Origin of the sequence: Cellulomonas sp., assembly GCF_015234515.1 — a bacterium.
GTDB lineage: Bacteria > Actinomycetota > Actinomycetes > Actinomycetales > Cellulomonadaceae > Cellulomonas.
The window spans coordinates 59,926-76,790 of the sequence record NZ_JADGMY010000023.1; the positions used below are offsets into that span (position 1 = coordinate 59,926).

17 protein-coding genes are annotated in these 16,865 nt (G+C 72.4%); all 17 read right to left on the reverse strand.

All coding sequences use genetic code 11. The features are described 5' to 3' along the window. Positions 1–5: 5 nt before the first annotated feature. Positions 6–470 carry a VOC family protein gene (locus IR158_RS09255; protein ID WP_291812305.1) on the reverse strand — a complete coding sequence of 155 codons (465 nt, stop codon included), beginning with the start codon at positions 468–470 and terminating at the stop codon, positions 6–8. Next, complete coding sequence (locus IR158_RS09260; protein ID WP_291812307.1) at positions 467–829, reverse strand: tautomerase family protein; 363 nt, start codon at positions 827–829, stop codon at positions 467–469. Before IR158_RS09260 ends, IR158_RS09255 begins: the two co-directional genes overlap by 4 nt. Positions 830–866: 37 nt before the next feature. Further along, the gene (locus IR158_RS09265) at positions 867–1,829 is read right to left on the reverse strand and encodes an aldo/keto reductase (protein WP_366928426.1); all 963 of its coding nucleotides are present in this window, start codon (positions 1,827–1,829) and stop codon (positions 867–869) included. Beyond that, entirely contained in the window at positions 1,826–2,605 is a 780-nt protein-coding gene (locus IR158_RS09270) for a VOC family protein (protein WP_291812308.1), read from the reverse strand. The genes IR158_RS09265 and IR158_RS09270 overlap by 4 nt, the downstream gene beginning before the upstream one ends. A gap of 109 nt (positions 2,606–2,714) precedes the next feature. Beyond that, positions 2,715–3,947 carry an ROK family transcriptional regulator gene (locus IR158_RS09275; RefSeq protein ID WP_291812309.1) on the reverse strand — a complete coding sequence of 411 codons (1,233 nt, stop codon included), beginning with the start codon at positions 3,945–3,947 and terminating at the stop codon, positions 2,715–2,717. Beyond that, the gene (locus IR158_RS09280) at positions 3,944–4,705 is read right to left on the reverse strand and encodes a substrate-binding domain-containing protein (protein ID WP_291812312.1); all 762 of its coding nucleotides are present in this window, start codon (positions 4,703–4,705) and stop codon (positions 3,944–3,946) included. The genes IR158_RS09275 and IR158_RS09280 overlap by 4 nt, the downstream gene beginning before the upstream one ends. A gap of 134 nt (positions 4,706–4,839) precedes the next feature. Then, positions 4,840–5,628, reverse strand: coding sequence for a carbohydrate ABC transporter permease (locus IR158_RS09285; RefSeq protein WP_291812315.1), 789 nt, complete (start codon positions 5,626–5,628; stop codon positions 4,840–4,842). Continuing rightward, complete coding sequence (locus IR158_RS09290) at positions 5,621–6,598, reverse strand: sugar ABC transporter permease (RefSeq protein ID WP_227577094.1); 978 nt, start codon at positions 6,596–6,598, stop codon at positions 5,621–5,623. The genes IR158_RS09285 and IR158_RS09290 overlap by 8 nt, the downstream gene beginning before the upstream one ends. A gap of 35 nt (positions 6,599–6,633) precedes the next feature. After that, on the reverse strand, positions 6,634–8,025 hold the full coding sequence (locus tag IR158_RS09295; protein WP_291812318.1) for an extracellular solute-binding protein: 1,392 nt from the start codon (positions 8,023–8,025) through the stop codon (positions 6,634–6,636). 261 nt (positions 8,026–8,286) lie between these two features. Next, positions 8,287–9,621: a hypothetical protein gene (locus IR158_RS09300; RefSeq protein ID WP_291812319.1), complete on the reverse strand. Its 1,335-nt coding sequence runs from the start codon at positions 9,619–9,621 to the stop codon at positions 8,287–8,289. Next, entirely contained in the window at positions 9,618–10,685 is a 1,068-nt protein-coding gene (locus tag IR158_RS09305) for an alcohol dehydrogenase catalytic domain-containing protein (RefSeq protein WP_291812320.1), read from the reverse strand. Before IR158_RS09305 ends, IR158_RS09300 begins: the two co-directional genes overlap by 4 nt. Beyond that, on the reverse strand, positions 10,682–11,764 hold the full coding sequence (locus IR158_RS09310; RefSeq protein WP_291812322.1) for a Gfo/Idh/MocA family oxidoreductase: 1,083 nt from the start codon (positions 11,762–11,764) through the stop codon (positions 10,682–10,684). Before IR158_RS09310 ends, IR158_RS09305 begins: the two co-directional genes overlap by 4 nt. Then, positions 11,761–13,305, reverse strand: a complete 1,545-nt coding sequence (locus IR158_RS09315) for an FGGY family carbohydrate kinase (RefSeq protein WP_291812324.1) — start codon at positions 13,303–13,305, stop codon at positions 11,761–11,763. The genes IR158_RS09310 and IR158_RS09315 overlap by 4 nt, the downstream gene beginning before the upstream one ends. Further along, a complete protein-coding gene (locus tag IR158_RS09320) occupies positions 13,292–14,173 on the reverse strand; it encodes an SIS domain-containing protein (RefSeq protein WP_291812326.1) in 882 nt (293 codons plus the stop codon). Before IR158_RS09320 ends, IR158_RS09315 begins: the two co-directional genes overlap by 14 nt. 32 nt (positions 14,174–14,205) lie before the next feature. Beyond that, the gene (locus tag IR158_RS09325; RefSeq protein ID WP_291812327.1) at positions 14,206–15,135 is read right to left on the reverse strand and encodes an NAD(P)-dependent oxidoreductase; all 930 of its coding nucleotides are present in this window, start codon (positions 15,133–15,135) and stop codon (positions 14,206–14,208) included. Further along, complete coding sequence (locus IR158_RS09330; RefSeq protein ID WP_291812328.1) at positions 15,132–16,088, reverse strand: shikimate dehydrogenase; 957 nt, start codon at positions 16,086–16,088, stop codon at positions 15,132–15,134. Before IR158_RS09330 ends, IR158_RS09325 begins: the two co-directional genes overlap by 4 nt. Then, the gene (locus IR158_RS09335) at positions 16,085–16,690 is read right to left on the reverse strand and encodes a glucose-6-phosphate isomerase family protein (protein WP_291812329.1); all 606 of its coding nucleotides are present in this window, start codon (positions 16,688–16,690) and stop codon (positions 16,085–16,087) included. Before IR158_RS09335 ends, IR158_RS09330 begins: the two co-directional genes overlap by 4 nt. Positions 16,691–16,865: the final 175 nt, after the last annotated feature.

Sequence of the window (16,865 nt, forward strand, 5' to 3'; positions counted from 1 at the left end):
GGTGGTCAGGCGTGCGGCTTGATGTTGAGGTTGACGCCGAGCACGTCCTCGGTGTCGACGATGGTCCAGCTGCCGTCGTCGTAGACGCCGACGGTCCGCAGGGCGTGACCCGTGGCCTCCAGCTCGCCGACGACGGCGTCGCGCGCCTCGCCGACCTGGAAGCCCAGGTGGTGCACGCCGTTGCCGTGCCGGTCGAGGAACTCCCGGAACGTCGACGGGTTCGCGTCGGGCTCGTGGAGCTCGATGACGAAGCCCCGCTCCGGGCAGTCGAGGACGGCCAGCTTGAGCCCGTAGGCCGCGGTCTGGCCGCGGTAGGTCTCGTTCGGGTTTGGCGTCGGGCCGGTCTCGCGGACCTCCGGCCGGGGCAGGTCGAGCAGCTCGCACCAGGCGTCGAGCGCCGCCTCGATGTCCTCGACGACGACAGCGACCTGGATGAACCCCGTCAAGGGCACCGGGTGGCGCACGCTCACGCCTCCTTGGCGGGCGCGAGCCAGTCGCCGTCGCCGTTCTCGGTGATCGCGATGAGGACGTGGTCGCGCGGGATGCCGAGGGCCGCGAGGCGGTCGACCACGAGCGCGGCGCCGCGCTGCTTCGCCTCGGGGGTGTACCCGTTGTACGCGAGGATCTGGATGATGACGACGTCGCTCCGATCGGCGTCGGGGTACGTCCGGCTGAAGAACAGGTCGCCCGGCGCATGCAGCCGGAAGACGTGGAACAGGTCGTCCGCCGGCATCCCCCAGCCCTCGACGAGGGCGCTGTGGATGGCCTCGCTCATCGCGGGGCGCAGGTCGGCATGGTGGTCGTGCAGGTCGACACGGACGAGCGGCATGGCTTTCCTCGGTCTCTTCGGTGGTCGGAACGTCGGCTCAGGCGTTGCTGGGGTCGTCGGCGTCGAGCCAGTTCTCGGGAGAGGGCACGAGCTCCTCCACCCGAGCCCAGAACTCCTCGGGCAGGTCGGCCGACGCCGCCGCGAGCGTGGAGGCGATCCGGTGGCGCTTGCTGATCCCGACGATGGTGGTCGCCACGCGCGGGTCACGCGTGGAGAACCGGATGGCCGCCGTCGCGAGGTCGGTGCCGAACTCCCGGCACAGGTCCCGCAGCGCGGCGACGGCGGCGAGCGTCGCGGGGCGTGCCGGCCGGTACCCGTAGGTGGTGTTCGTGCCCGTCGGGTCGGCGAGGATGCCGCCCCCGAGCACCGCGGCGTTGACCACGGCCATGCCGCGCTCCTGCGCGCGGGCGATGAGGTCCCCCGCGCTGCGGTCCACGAGCGTCCAACGGTTGTGCACGAGGAGCACCTCGAACACGCCCAGCTCGACGTAGCGGGCCATCTGCCGCACGTCGCCGCCGGCGAGCCCGATGTGCCCGACCTCGCCGCGCTCGCGCGCCGTCACGAGCGCGTGCACCGCGCCGCCCGGCGCCGTCATGGCGTCGAAGTCGTGGAACTCCGGGTCGTGCAGGTGCACGAGCGGCAGCGGGTCGATGCCGAGCCGCTCGCGGCTCTCGGCGAGCGAGGCGCGCACGCGGTCCCCGCTGTAGTCCGAGCCGCGCGGGTCCACCTTGGTGATGACGACGACGTCGTCGGGCAGGCCGCCGTACTCGGCGATCGCGCGCCCGATCCGCTCCTCGCTGCGACCGCCCGAGTAACCGTTGGACGTGTCGATGGTGCGGATGGGGCTGTCGAGGACCGCCGCCACCAGGTCGACGGCGTCCCGCTCGGCCACCTCGTAGCCGAAGTTCTCGGGCATGCTGCCGAGCGGGCCGCCCCCGAGCGTGACGTGGCTGACCGTCAGCCCGGTCGAGCCCAGCGGGTTCATGACCGGGGCGCTCACGCCTGCACCACCCCGTGGACGAGGCCGTCGGGGTCGGCGACGAGCGCGGTGCCGAAGGCGGTGCCGACGGGCGTGGCGCCCACGGGGGCGGCGTCGCCGTCGAGCACGACGGCGGCGAAGCCCGGGCCGCCGAGCTGCGGCTCGCGCGTCGTCTTCTCACCGCGCTCGAACGTGAAGATCTCGAGCGAGCTGTCGCCGTCGCGCAGGAAGGCGATCTCGAAGCCCCGGGAGTCACCCGGCTGGTGGATCCCGGCCATGAGACGGTACCCGAGCGCGCCGTAGTACTCCTGGGTGACGCCGAGGTCGGCGACCGTCTCCCCGACGTGGTCGAAGCGCGGGCGCGACGGCGTGCCGAGAGCCCAGTCGGCGTCGACCAGCTCGCGGTCGTAGACCTCGTGGTACTGCAGCGGGCCCTCGACCAGCTCGACCATCGTGCCGTCGGGGTCGTAGAAGAAGGTGAGCCGGACGTCGCCCTCGGCGTTCAGCGGCTCGAGGTGGAACGGCACGTCCGCCTCGCGGAGCGCGGCGGCGCGGGCGTCGATGTCGGCGACCTTGAAGCCGATGTGGCGGAACCCGCGCTGCAGGTCGTCCGACACGAAGGTCGACTCCTCGGCGCGCGCGGGGTCGAGCCGCTCGAGGCGCAGCGTCGCGGTGACGGCGTCGAGGACGGCCGCCTCGTCGGACTGCTCGAGCACCTCGACGCCCAGGTGGCGCCTGTAGAAGTCCACCGAGCGGCGGACGTCGGTGACGTTGATCAGGATGGATCGGATGGCCACGGCGTGGTCCTCTCTGACACGGCCGCGCGACGTCGCGCGGCGATTACTAACGATACTTAATTTAGATATTAATGACGACGGTGGTGGTGCCGTGCGACACGGGGCGGTGCTAGGAGCGGGCCGGTTCCCGGCGTACGCGGGCGTGCGGCATGAGCACGTGCTGGAGCGCCAGGGTCGCCGCCCCGGAGGCGGCGGCGTCGGCCCCGGGCGTGGACAGCTCGACCGTCACCGGGTGGATCGCGCGGGTGCGGGCGACCTGCGCGACGCGCTCCCGGATGTGGCGGACGTAGATGGCGCCGGCGTCGACGAACCCTGGTCCGGCGAGGTAGAGCAGGTCGAGGTCGAGCAGGTTGACGACGGACAGCACTGCCGCCGCGACGTAGCGCGCCGAGTCCTCGACGAGCTCACGCGGGCGCTCACGTCCCTCCGCGGCCGCGCGCGCGACGGCGTCGAAGTCCTGCCGGACGTGCGCCTCGTCCCCGGACAGACCGAGCTCGGCGGCGAGCCCCGGGGACGCGAGCGCGCGCCGCACGACCGCGCGGGGGGCGGCGAGCATCTCCAGGCAGCCGCGGGACCCGCACCAGCACTCGGGCCCGTCGATGTCGACGACCATGTGCCCGAGCTCCCCCACGTTCGAGGAGGCCCCTCGGCTCACGCCGCCGCCGACCATCAGCCCCATCCCGAACCCCAGCGACATGTAGAGCGTCGCGAAGTCCTGCGTCGCCGGGATCCGGCCGGTCCAGTACTGCCCGAGGGCGGCGCACGCAGCGTCGTTGTCCCGGACGACCGGCAGGCCCAACCGCTTCTGCAGCGCCTCCTGGACGGCGAAGGAGTCCCACTCGTCGGTCGTCGCCGACCAGCCGTCGACGCCGGTCCCGAGGTCCAGGCCCGCGCCCGCCACCCCGACGCCGACGATGTCCTCGACGGGCAGGTCGACCTGGCGGAAGAGCATCTCGAGCTCGTCGGCGATGCGCGGGACCGTGACGCTCGGGGTGGACTGGCCGATCCCCGGGGAGACGAGCTGGCCGACGACGTCGCCCCCGAGGTCCACGACCACGTAGCTGAGGCGGGCGACGTCGAGCGAGAGGCCCACCGCGTAGCGCGCCCGCGGGTTGAGCTCGAGCAGGCTGCGCCGCTTGCCCCCGGTCGGGTCGCCGTAGCCGGTCTCCACGAGAAGCCGGTCGTCGAGGAGCGACTTGACGAACCGGGTGATGGAGGCCGCCGTCAGGCCGGACATCTCCGCGAGCTCGATCCGGCTCACCGTGCCGCTCGAGCGCACCATGTCGAGGATCGCGCTGCGCGTCCGCGCGGCGGACGGACCCAGCGATCGCACCGCCCTCATGTCGTCTCCCCGAGGACGACGAACGGCGCCGGCGCCCGGTCCTGCGTCGTCCGGTCCCCCGCCAGCGCGCCGAGCATGCGGTCGCCGAGCATGGCACCGATCTCCACGCCGCGGCGGTTGAGCGCGGTGATCGACGGCGTCGTGCTCTGGCACAGCGTCGAGTACGTCCAGGACACGATGGCCACGTCCTCCGGGACGCGCAGGCCGCGCTCGCGGAACGCGGCGAGCGCCGCCGCCGCGTGGACGTCGCTGTGGAACACCAGCGTCGCCGGGCCCGCGGCGAGGGCAGCCGTGGCCGCCGTGACGACCGCCTCGCCGCCCCGACCGGCGTGGACGACCTCGAACGAGTCGTCCACCTCGCCGTCCTCGAGCACCGCCGCGTCCTCGACGACCGCGTGCCAGGGGGCGTCGTCGCGGTCGTCCTCGGCGACGACGTAGACCGTCCGGCGCTGGGCGCGGCCGGCGAGGAAGGTCCGCAGCGCCGCGACCGACCCCTCGACATCGACGACGACGGCGGGGAAGCCGTCGCCGTGGCTCGCGTCGGCGACCGCCGCCACGGGCAGGCCCAGCTCCGCCAGTACGGGCAGGCGCGGGTCGTCCGTCCGCACCCCCAGGAGCGCGACCCCGGAGATCCCGCCGATGCTGGCCCAGTGTCGGTAGAGCCGCTCCTCCGCCTCGTCGTCGCGCACGACGCGCGTCATGAGCGAGGTGCCCTCCTCGATGAGCCGGCCTGCGAGCGCTCCCACCAGCGCGGTCACGAAATGGTCCTCCGAGATGCGCGCCGGAACGGCGAGGCCCACGGCACTCACGTCGTCTCCCTCATCTGCGCTCCTCCACCGTCCCGCTCGGACCGCCCGGCCCGCCGCCCCCCGTGGGGCGGCGGGGCCGAACGTTACTTGATGGCACCCGCGGCCATGCCGCGTTCGAAGTGCTTCTGCAGAGATATATACGCGATGATCGTCGGCAGCGCCGTGACGACGGCAGCGGCCAGAATCTTCGGGGTGTCGTCGTTGTACTGACGGCGGAAGAACTCCGGCAGCATCGTCACCACACCCATGCCCTCGTCGATGAGGAAGACCTTGGGCAGCAGGTAGGCGTTCCAGGCGTGGATGAGCACGAGGACGACGAGCGCCACGGCGATCGGGCGGGCGAGCGGCACGAGGATGTGCCAGAACATCCGCCACGTGTTCGCGCCGTCGAGACGCGCGGCCTCGAACAGCGAGTCCGGGATGCCGTCGACGAATCCGCGGGCGATGAGCACCGTGAAGGGGATCTGCAGCGCCGCGATCGGCAGGATCACGGACCAGAAGGTGCCCAGCAGTCCGAGGTTGACCGCCGTCGCGTACAGCGGGGCGATGAGGACCACCTCGGGCAGCGTGAGCGCCACCATCATCATCCAGAAGTAGACCTCCTTGTTCCGCACGTGCAGCTTCGAGAAGCCGAACGCGGCCATGAGGGTCGCCAGGTAGATGATCACCATCGAGCCGCCGGCCACGATCGCCGAGTTCATGAAGAACCGCGCGAATCCCGGGACCGACAGGACAGCGGTGTAGTTCCCCCACCCCGCCCCGGAGAACGAGCGCGAGACCATCGCGTACAACGGGATGAGGAACGGGATGACCGCGATCGTGACGAGGAGCTGCAGGGTCAGCCTCGACCGCAGCGTGCGGGTCTCAAACACGGGGGGCCTTCTTCCCAACGACGGGCGTGCGCTCGCGGCTGCGCAGCTGGATGACGACCGACACCGTCACCGCGATGACCAGGAGGATGACGGACAACGCCGCGGCGTATCCGAGGTTGCGGGAGGATCCCGCCGTCTCGGCGTAGATCATCGTCCCGAGGAACTCCGACGAGTGCGACGGCCCGCCCTGCGTGATCAGCCAGACGCTGTCGAACAGCTTCAGCGCGGTGATGAAGTTGAGGATGGCGAGCGAGACCGTCGTCCCCTTGAGGTTCGGCAGGACGACCGAGAACAGCAGCCGGATGTTGCCGGCGCCGTCGATCCGCGCCGCCTCGACCATCTCGGGTTCGATCTGGGCCATTCCCGCGTAGTAGAGGATGAAGCCGAACCCGATCGAGCCCCAGCAGCCGACGAGGATGATGACGAGCAACGACGTCGTCGACTGCCCGAGCCAGCCCTGCATGAGGGAGTCCAGGCCGAGCGCGTCCAGGATCGCGTTGACCGTCCCGTTCGTCTGCCACACCTCGATGTGGGCCGGGGCGAGGACGGCCGGGGCGACGAACACCGGCGTGACGACGATGACCTTGTAGACGTTGGCCAGGAAGATCTTCGAGTGCATCACCGCGGCGAAGAGCACCGCGCCGACGACCTGGACCGTGAACACGACGACGAAGTACACCAGCGTGTTGCGCAGCGCCGTCCAGAACACCGGGTCGGAGAACGCCTCGACGTAGTTGTCGAAACCCGCCGGGATCATCGGCCGCCGACCGCCGCCCCAGTCGAAGAACGACAGGTAGCCGGAGTAGATGATGCTGTAGTAGATCAGCCCGACGGACAGGATGAAGCCCGGAAGGATCCACCGCAGGCCGCCCGGGACGAGGCGGGGGGCGCGTGCGCGCCTCCCGCCCCGCCGCGGTGCCCGAGGAGCGCCTTCGGAACCGACGGTGACCGGGCCCGTGGTCGTGACCATCGTGAAACCTCTCGCCTCGCTCGGGTGCTCTGCCGTCAGTCCTCGACGCCGACCGTGCTGTCCTCGGCGGTCGCCTCCATGTCGGCGGCGATGTCCTCCAGCGACCGGTCCACGGTCGGGTCGAGGACCTGCTGGATCGCCAGGATGATCGCGTCGAGCGCGGACTCGGTCGTCTGCCACTGCCGCGACTGCGTCGTCTCGGTGCTGTCCTTCATGAGCTGCTCGATCGCGGGGCGCTGCACCTCGTTGTCGACGAGCTCGATGGCGTCCCAGTCGGGGGTGACGCCCTGGAGGGCGGGCAGCAGGTCGATCGCGTTGACGACGTTCTGCTGGCCGGTCTTGGTCATCGTCATCCACGTGAGGAAGGTCTTGGCCGCGGCGATGTTCGGGGAGTCCGCGTTGATCGCCAGGCCGTAGTCGACCTCACCGAAGTACACGGAGCCGTTGCCCTTGCCCGCGACGTCCGGGAACGGCGCCGGGAGCTGCACGAAGCACTCCGGGTTGCTGACGGCCGCAGCCTCCATCGCGGCGACGCAGGACTCGGCGCCGGCGTACTGGGTGTACCAGAAGCCCATCTGGACCATGGCGGCATCGCCGCGCATGAACTCCTCGTTGGCGAGCGGGTACTGGGTCGAGTCGAGCACGTTGGAGGCGATGATGCCGTCGTCGCGCATGTCACTGATGATCTGGAGGACCTCGATGCCCTGCGGGTCGTCCCACTTGGCCTGACCCGTGGCGGCCTTGATGAACCACTCCGGGTCCACCGAGTTCGCGATCGAGTGGTACATCTCCGACGGGAACGTGTCCGACCCGCCGGCACCCATCGTGAAGCAGCCCTTGCCGATGGCCGCGATGTCCTCGCAGGCCTTCACCCAGGAGTCGTAGTCGGTCGGGACCTCGGCCCCGGCCTCCTCGAAGATGTCCGCGTTGTACCAGAGGAAGCCCGCCGCCATGCCGCCGAGCGGCATGGAGACCAGGCGGCCCTCGGAGTCGCGGAGCTGGTCGAGGTAGCCGCCGCCGAACGCCGACTCGTAGTCGTCGCCCAGGACGTCCTGCGCGATGGGCTCGAGGTCGAGCGCGTAGCCGCCCCACGTGTCGGGCGAGCCGCCGGCGGGCGAGAGGTTGAAGATGTCGGGGCCCTCACCGGAGTCGAGCGCCGGCGCGAGCGTGGTGCGGAAGTCGACGTTCTCGAAGTTCCGGTAGGTGACCTCGATGTCGGGGTACTCCTTGTTGAACTCCTCGATGTACCGCTCCGCGACGGGGGTGTCAGGAGTCCAGCCCCACCACGTCACCGTCCCGGACTCGGCGGCCTCGACGGCTGCCGCCCCACCCTCCTCCTGCGCGTCTCCGCCGCCGCTGCACGCGGCGAGGCAAAGCGTCATCACCGCGGCGGCCGCCGCGGCCTTCGTGTACCTGGACGTAGCCACTGGTCGTTCCTTCCGTCACATCGTTGTGGTGGGTACTTCGAGATCCAGGTCCGACCGCCTCGTCAGACCGACTGCTCCGGCGCGCACCTTCGCCCGCCGACCTGCCTTGGTAGTGAGACTACATCCGCACCAAACACCTGGCAAGTTCTTACATTACTTTCTAAAATTGGATCATCTGAGCACCGCACGCCGTCTCGCAGGACGGCGGACGGTGCCACCTCACGTTCCCGGAGGGGCGCCGCCGGGGAGGGCGGCCCGGGTCTAGATGTGCTCGACGGCGAGGCCCATGACCCCGGCCACGAGCTCGGTGCGGCGGGCCAGGTCGCCCGTGGCGAGCACCGTGTGGTGGGACGGGATCGACTCCACGAACCGGTAGCCGTCCTCGACGCGCAGCACGCCGCCGTTGAGGCAGTCGGAGTTCTCGTACTGGACGTAGCCGGTGAGCTCGGCAGAGGCGACCGTGAGGGTCCGCATGTCGCTCGCGATCTTCACGAGCGTCGTCGGGCCCTCGGGCAGCCGCGCGTCGATGGCGTGCGCGTTCTCGTCGACGATCGCGAGCACGGGCGGGCGGCAGGCCCACTCCGAGGCGCACGACTGCGGCACCTCGCCGAAGTAGCCGCAGTGCGCCACGAGCACGTGGTCCTCGGGCCTGCCCTCGACCTCGGGGAAGTACGGGATGCCCTCGTGCTCGAGCGCAGCCCGGCCCATGAGGAACGGGTAGAGGTTGGTCATCATGACCGGCACGCCCAGCGACCGGTGCACGATCGTCTCCGTGAGCATCGAGGTCAGGTCCGCCTCGCAGCCCCACAGCAGGCCGCGCTCCTCGAACAGCAGGTCGAAGGCGAGGCACGGCGTCGTCGTCGATGTCGCCGACTCGTTGAGGCAGTTGATCCCGGTGGCGACGACGTCACCCGTCTCGTCCACCTCGTCGCTCAGCGCGAGGTAGAGCCGCAGGGCGTCGGACTGCGCGCACGGGCTCAGCCCGGCCATGGGCACGCTGCCGGCGATCCGGCGTCGGGTCTCCTGGACCCGCGCGTCCGGCACGGCGTTCGCGCGGGCCACGAGCTCGCGGTAGCTGCGCCGCTCGACCTTCACGCCGAACTGGCGCTCCATGTCGCGGACGCACTCGTCCTCCCACCAGTAGAACCGCTTGAAGATGTCGGGCTGCATGCCCGCACCCAGGTCGTCCTGGTAGGCGAGCATCGTCGAGCTCGCGAGCACCTTGGCCGTCGCCAGCGCACGGCACACGTCCTCGCACTCCTGCAGCGACGTCGGGGCCACGGTCGTGACCCCGCGCCGGCGCAGGTGGTCCCGGATCTCCCAGTCCCACATCGAGACGGTGCCGAACTCCGAGGTGATGAGCAGGATCGGCACGGTGATGCGGCGGAACGAGTCGACCATCCGGTAGGCCCGCCCATTGAGGTCGGGCACGACGACAGCGCTGATCCCCTCCGGCACGGGTCGGTCGATGTGCGCGGGCGGGGCCCAGTCGACGAGATGCTCCGTCAGCCGGCGCAGGTGCCCGAGCTGGACGGTGAAGGCCTCGGCCGGCTCGGGGTCGAGGTGCACCGGGAGCAGGACAGGCTTGCTGATCATGAGGAGGACCTCTCCGGACGTGGCTTGAGGATGACCTTGAGGGCGGACGCGTCCTGGACCTGCGCGACCGCGCGGTCGGCGTCCTCCAGGGCGCAGACGTGGGAGACCATCCAGTCCAGGTCCACGGCACCCCCGCTCACGAGCTCGGCGGCGCGCCGGCAGTCGGTGAGGTTGGACGCCGTCGTCCCGGCGACGACGAGCTCCTTGTAGTGGATGAGGTTGGTGTCCATCTCCACGGTCGGGCGGCTCTTCGGCAGGCCACCGAACAGCAGCACGCGCCCGCCGACGGCGGCGATCTCGAGCGCCTGCCGCTGCAGGGCATGGACCGGCGCGGCCGTGACGACGACGTCCGGCCCGCGGCCGCCGAGCGCGTGCGCCACCGCGGCGTGCAGGTCCTCGGCCGTCGGGTCCACGACGACGGCAGCGCCGGCCCGGCGCGCGGCCGCGCGGCGCTCGGGCGAGGGCTCGGAGCAGATCACGAGGCGCGCCCCGCGGCTGACGGCGAGCGCGACGTGCAGCAGGCCGACCGGCCCGCCGCCCGCGACGAGCACGGTGTCACCCTCCCGGACGCCCACCTTGTCCTGCCCGCGCAGCACGCACGCGAGGGGCTCGATGAGGACCGCCGCGTCAGGGCTGCTGCCCTCCGCGAGGCGGATGAGGTTGCCGGCGGCGACCGCGCGGGCGGGCACGACGAGCGACTCGGCGAAGCCGCCGTCGAGCGTGATCCCGATGCCGTCGGTCGCGGGGCACAGGTTCTCGTCGCCCGTGGCGCAGAAGGCGCACTCGCCGCAGCCGAGATTCGGCGCGACGAAGACGAGGTCGCCCACCGCGCAGCCCGCGTCGGTCGCGGGGGCGATCTCCGCGACGCGGCCGACGACCTCGTGGCCGGGCACGCGCCCCACCACTCCGGCGTAGGCGGAGTGCTCGCCCTTGACGATGCGCACGTCGGTCCCGCAGACGCCGACGCTCTCGACGGCGACGCGGACCTCCCCCGCCGCCAGAGGCGCCTCGGCCCGCTCCTCGACGACCAGGTCGTGCGGGCCCCGGTACACGACGGCCCTCATGACCGCGCCCCCGCCGCCGCGGCCTGCCACGACGGCACGAAGTCGGGGCCCGTCACCTCGGCCACGCGCACCGGCCGGCCGTCGAGGATCGACAGGGTCCCGGCGAGGACGAGCGCGACGGCGCGCGTGCCGTCGGCGGCGCCCACCCGCACGGGCGCGCCGTCCATGACGTCCAGCAGCGCGAGCATCTCCTCGACGTAGGCGTCGGCGAACCGGTCCCGCCAGGACCGGAAGACGGGACGGGAGTGCTGGTGGTTCCCGGCCGGGAGGACGGACAGCCCGCCCGGACCCGTGTCGCCGACCTGCACCATGCCGCCCGTGCACGTGACCTCGACGCGCGCGTCGTAGCCGTAGTCGGCAGGGCAGACGCCCGCGACGCTCGCGAGCGCCCCGGACTCGAACGTCACCGTCGCGAGCAGGGTGTCGTAGAAGTGCTCGCTCGTCACGCCGCGGTCGGCACCCTTGTGGTTCGCGACGGTGGCGTGGATCTCCACGGGCTCGGACGCCGCGAACCAGCTGATGGTGTCGAGGTCGTGGCTGTTGACCTCGGCGAGCATGCCGTTGGACGTCCGGATGTCGTTCGCCCACGCGGGCGGCAGCCCCGGGCCGTGCGTGAGCGACTTGATGATCATCGGGTCGCCGATCTCGCCGCTGCGCAGCAGCTCGGCCGCGTCGACGAAGTTGCGGTCGAAGCGCCGCATGTAGCCGAGCTGCAGTGCCACCCCGGCGCGCTCGGCCGCCGCGGTGATCTCCCGGCACTCCACGACGTTCATCGCCATCGGCTTCTCGAGGTGGACGTGCAGCCCGGCCGCGAGCGCGGTCAGGGCGAGCGCGTGGTGGGTGAACGTCGGAGTGGTGATGACGACGCCGTCGTACACGCCCCGCTCGAGCGCCTCCTCCAGCGAGGAGCAGACGACCTCGACGCCGTAGTCACGCGCCAGCTCCTCGGCGACCTCGCGGCTCGGGTCCACGATCGCCGTGACCCGGGCCCGGTGGCCGAGCCGCTCCATGATGCTGCGGGTGTGGAGCCGGCCCACCCGTCCGGCCCCCACCATGCAGATCCGCTTGCTGACGCTCACGCGTCCTCCCCACCTCGTCGTTCGCTGATGTCCTCCGCGCGCAGGCGGTAGCCCTGGACCAGGCGCTCCGTCCACCAGCGGTAGCCCTCGTACGCGGCCTCGTACGCCGCCGTGCTCGCCGGGTCCGGCAGCTCGACCTCGCCGACGGCCGACGCGTCCAGCGGCGGGACGTCGTGGCCCAGCGCGACGAGCCCGACGATCGCCGCACCGCGGGTGCCCGCCTCGATCCCCCGCACCGGGGCGTACGCCACACCGAGCACGTTCGCCTTGATGCGGTTCCACACGGCGCTGCGGCTACCGCCGCCCGAGCCGGTCACCGACCGCAGCGTCAGCCCGGGCACCGCGGCCCGGGCGGCGTCGGCGTAGCCGCGGTACTCGAAGGCGATGCCCTCGAGGACGGCGCGCGCGAGGTGGCCACGGTGGTGCTCGGTGCCGAGGCCGACGACCGCGCCGCGGGTCGCGGGGGCGACGGGCGCGATCCGGCCCGAGAAGTGCGGCACGAGCACGACGCCGTCGCTGCCGGGCGGGACCGAGGCGGCCACGGCTGCGAGGTCGTCGTAGGCGCCGGAGTCCATCGTGGCGCTCCCGAGCACCTCACGGCCGACCCACTCCAGGACCTGGCCGGCGCCGCCGACGTAGGCGAGGGAGTACCACCGGCCCGGCAGGGCCGCGCGCATCGTCAGCAGCGCGCCGCCCGTGTCGGGGGCGAACGCGGGAAGGCACACGCCGAAGACCGCGGCCGTCCCGGCGACGTCGAACGCGTGCTCCGGCTCGGTGACGCCCGCGCCGAGCGCCCCGGCGGCGGTGTCGCCGCACCCGGCGGCGACGGGCACCCCGGGCGGTAACCCGAAGTCGTCGGCGGCCTCGGCGGTGAGGACGCCGACGACGTCGGTGCTCTGGGTGATGCGGGGCAGGAGCCGCGGGTCGAGCCCCAGGTCCGCGACGAGCGCGTCGTCCCACGTGCCGGCGCCGACGTCGGCCACCGCGGTGAAGTGCAGGTGCGAGTGGTCGATGAACGCCTCGTGGCCCGCGAGGCCGGCGGCCCGCCCGGCGACGTAACCGGCGGCGGTGACGAAGGAGGCGGCCTCGGCGCAGAGCGCCGGGTGGGTCCGCTGCCACCACAGCATCTTCGGGCCGATGCTCAGCGTGGGGGCGCAGCCGGACGTGGCGGCGATCCGCTCGCCGTGCCGCGCCGCGAGCTCGTCGACGACCGGCCCGCAGCGCGAGTCCAGCCACGAGTCGAACGGCGCGAGCGGCCGGTGGTCCGCGTCGACCAGGCCGACCCCGGCCATCTGACCGGCGACGGCGACCGCGCCGATGCGGGCGGGGTCGAACCCCGAGTCCGCGAGCGCCGCGCGCGTGGCGGCGGCTGCTGCGGCGTAGAACTCGTCCAGGTCCTGCTCGACGTGGCCCCCGCCGAGCCGGCGCAGCGTGACGGGGCAGGACCCCGCGGCGCGCTCGACGCCGTCGGCCGTGTAGACCCCCGCCTTGACGACGCTCGTGCCGAGGTCGATCCCGAGGACGGCGTCAGTCCGCCTCATCGGCCACCTCGGTGGACACGTGCGGGTCGTCGGGCGCGGCGCTCCCTCGGAACGTCGACAGCGCCTCCTTCATCTCCTGGAGCCGCTGGAGGTGCTCCGGCCCGCGGCGTACCGCCACGGCCGTCGCGAGGATGTCGATGAGGACGAGCCCCGCCAGCCGGCTGACGGTCGGCGTGTAGATGTCGGTGTCCTCGAACGTGCGCAGGACCACTCCGACGTCGCTGAGCTCCAGGAGCGGGCTCGGCGCGCCGACCACGGCGATGACCGTCGCGCCCTTGCTCTTGCCCTGCGCCGCGATGTCGATGATCGACCGCGAGCGGCCGGTGTTGGAGATGGCGACGACGACGCTGCCCGGCCGCAGCATGGACGCGGCCATGAACTGCTGGTGCAGGTCGATGGGGGCGCTGCACGCGACGCCGAGCAGCATGGACTGCTGCAGTGCGTCCTGGGCGATGATCCCGGACGCGCCGAGCCCGACGAACAGGACCTCCTCGGCCGCGAGGAGGTGCTCGACGGCGGCCGCGACGGCAGCGGTGTCGAGCGAGCGCCGGGCGCGGTCGAGGCTGCTGACGGTGTGGTCGAAGATCTTGATCGCGATGGCCTCGACGGCGTCGTCCGGGCTGATCGCCGAGTGCGTCACCGGCAGGCCGATCGCGAGTGCCTCGGCGAGCGCGATGCGGAAGGAGTGGAACCCCTCGAACCCGAGGCCGGTGCAGAAGCGCATGACGGTCGGTTCGCTCACGCCCGCCCGGGCGGCGAGCGTCGCCATGCTCAGGTGGACGGCCGCGGCGGGGTCCTCGAGGACCACGGCGGCGACCTTGCGCTCCGACGGGCGCAGCCGCTCGTCGGCGTGGAGCAGGCGCTCCATCAGGGGGGCAGCATCATCGGCGGTCACGGTCATCATTCCTCCAGGGCACCGACGAGGTTGGTGACTGCCATAGTGGTGGCACGGCGCACGCTGGGCCCGGTGTACCCGCCGAGATGAGGCGTCGCGATCACGCGCCGGTGTGCAAGGAGCGGCGACGGAGCGGGCGGCTCGGTGTCGAAGGCGTCGACGGCGTACGCGCTCAGCCGGCCCTCCTCGAGGGCGGCGAGGATGGCGTCGTCGTCGACGAGCGCGGACCGGGCGGTGTTGACCAGGACCGTCCCCGGCACCATCGTGGCGACCTCGTCCGCCCCGAGGAGAGGACGCCCCCCGGCGGGTGGCGGGCAGCTGAGGCTGACGACGTCGCACGTGCGCAGCAGCTCGTCGAGCGGCACGACCGGGACCTCGCCCCCGGTGACGTAGGGGTCGTACGCCACGACGGGGACGCCGAGGGCGCCGAACATGGCGGCCGCGCGCCGCCCCACCTCGCCCAGGCCCACGAGTCCGACGCGGCGCTCGGTGAGCTCAGCCCCCTGCGGGCGCTCCCACCGCCCGCCGCGCAGCACCGTCGACGTGACGACGACGTGCCGCAGCGCGCTCATGGTCAGGGCCAGCACGAGCTCGGCGACGCCCTGGGCGTTGGCGCCGACAGCGCGCACCACGGCCACGCCGGCGCGCGCCGCGGCGTCGAGGTCGATCGCGTCCGTCCCGGCGCCGTTGCGGCTGATGACGCGCAGGTCCGGGGCGTGCGCGAGGAGCTCGGCGGTGATCGGCTCGACGCCTGCGAGCCACCCGACGCAGCCCGGGAGGAGGTCCCGGAGGTCCTCGGCGGTCGGCATGCGTCCCGGCTGCGGGCCGACGAGCTCGTAGCCGCGCTCGCGCAGCGGCTCGAGCTCGGGGACGTCGGCCAGACCCGCCGCGGTCAGGGACCGCGGCGTCACGAGGACACGCCGGGCGGTGCTCATCGCCGGTTCCCCGCCGCGATCTCGCCGAGGGCGTCGAAGCGGGGGCCCGACGTCGGCATGTCGAGCGCGAAGACCTCGGCGATCACCTGCGTCCAGCCGTGGAGGAAGTACACCCACCCGTCCTCGACCCGGACGCCCGCGCGCCGGGCCTGGTCGAGGAAGACGAGGTCGCCGCGGTAGTTGAGGTCCCAGGCGACGGCGCCGTCGGGGAACCGGGCCGCGTCGGTCAGCGGCGAGCCCGGTCCGTCCTTGCCGAGGCCCGTCGCGTTGACGACGAGCGACCCGGCCGCGAGGCCCGCGAGGACGTCGTCGTTGTCGGTCGGCTGGGGGGCGTGGACGAGCTCGACCGGCACGTCGGTGCCCAGCTCGGCGTGGACGGCGCGGACGTGCTCGAGCCGGGCCGTGCTGCGGTTGGACACGACGATGCGGGACGGGCGGTCGGCGCCGCGGTGGGGCCGGCTGAGGAACCAGCTGATGGCGATGGCGGAGCCGCCGGCGCCCATGAGGAAGACCTCGGCACCCGTCTCCTGCCAGTAACCGGCCGGCAGGAACGCGTCGATCGCGAGGCCGGAGGAGATCGGGTCCTTGGCGTGGCAGACGAGCCTGCCGTCGCGCTTGGACAGGCAGCTCGTCTCGCCCATGAGCCGGGCGAGCTCGTCGACCTCGTCGAACAGGTCGACGCACGCGGCGTAGAGGTCGATCTTGTGCGTCGTGACGAGGGCGCCGACGCTGAGCGGGTCGCCGGCGATGAACTCCACGACCCGGCGGTAGCTCTCACGCGGGGCGTGCAGAGGCAGGTCGATGCCCTGGAGCCGCACGTCGCCGAGACCGAGCTCGGCCGCCCAGCGCGGGAAGACCGTCTGGATGGACGACTTCCCGGTGGTCACGCCGATGAAGTAGAGGGTGGGGACCCGCGCGGGCGCCGGCAGGACGACCGACGACGCCGCGTTCACGCCGCGCTCCCGTAGCCGGTGTGGCGGGGGTTCGCGCGGGTGATCCAGCCGTCAGCGCCGTCGGTCACGACGAGCTGGGACATGCCTCCCGCGTCGGAGATCAGGTCGTAGTCCTGGCCGGCGTCGGCGGCGTAGCAGAAGAGCGTGACGAACGGCTCGTCGCCCACGTTGACCGTCCGGTGCACCCAGTGCCCCGGCACGTGCACGGCGACGCCGGGGGTCATGGGGACCGCCTGGCTGCGCCCGTCGACGGTGTCCATGAGCATGACGCCGCGGCCGCTGAGGCAGTGGTAGAGCTCGGCACGGTCGGCGCGCGCGTGCAGGTGGCCGCGCGTCATCGCGAACTCGTCTCCGACGCGACCCGGCAGCAGCGTGCTCGTCCCGACGATGAGCGCCCCCGGGGCCGACCCGTACCGGTGCTCGTCGACGTGGTAGGCGAGGCGGTCGGGGCCCTGCGCCGCGACCGCCTCGGCGAAGGCGCCGTCGTCCAGGTACACCCCGTCGAGGTCGCCCAGGAACTTGTCGTACGCGCCGGTCGCGCCGGCCATCACGCCGTCGACTCCGATGGTCAGGGCGATCGGCCACGCCAGGTCGGTTGTCATGTCTCCCTCTCCGCTGAGCGATGTCGTAAGGCTACAACATGGCTCCGCTGTGAACGCAAGTTCACGCGGCACGACGCGCCCTGGCGCGTCGCAGAGCGCGCTTTCTGGTGGTACTACTACATCTATGGCCAACACACGCGCCGCCGCGGCCGCCCTGCCCCCGCCTGGGAGCCCC